Origin of the sequence: Streptococcus sp. HMSC10E12, from assembly GCF_001807855.1 — a bacterium.
GTDB lineage: Bacteria > Bacillota > Bacilli > Lactobacillales > Streptococcaceae > Streptococcus > Streptococcus salivarius.
Map to the genome: position 1 here is coordinate 1 of NZ_KV791091.1, position 504 is coordinate 504.

At 32.7% G+C, this 504-nt stretch carries 1 pseudogene; it reads right to left on the reverse strand.

The features are described from left to right. Positions 1-504 (reverse strand): annotated as a pseudogene (locus HMPREF3112_RS11425) (hypothetical protein); the annotation flags it as partial.

Here is a 504-nt window from a genome sequence, read left to right on the forward strand (position 1 = left end):
TTGGTTATCTTCTCCTTTCTGTACGACTAAAATATAGGAAACATTGTAAGTTTGGTCTTGATTCTTTTCTACTGATTCCATAAACGCAGATTGAGTTACTGCATTTTGAACTTTGATAGTCTTATACACGTCATTTGATACATATTTCTTTAAGCCTGATTTCTCATTACTGCTTGAAAAGTAATTAGGTAGGAAATAGCGAACAAAAATATCAAGTTTATGTTCCTGTTGATTTACCGTATCAATATATTCAATCCTTGACTGAGCTTCTTTAATTTCGTGACTTTGGATAGCAGTCAAGGATAGTAACGCTAGAAATCCAACTGTTGTAATCACTGTACCTGTTTTAATTTTAAACGGTAATGATTTTTTAAAATCAACTGGTTTTCTTTCTTCTTTTTTTCGAGTAACGGTACTTGTACTTCTTTCAAAAGAATCATGCTGAGATTTCGATTCTACGAGCGTTTCAGACTGTTCTGTGTAGTTAGTATCGTTATCCGCTTT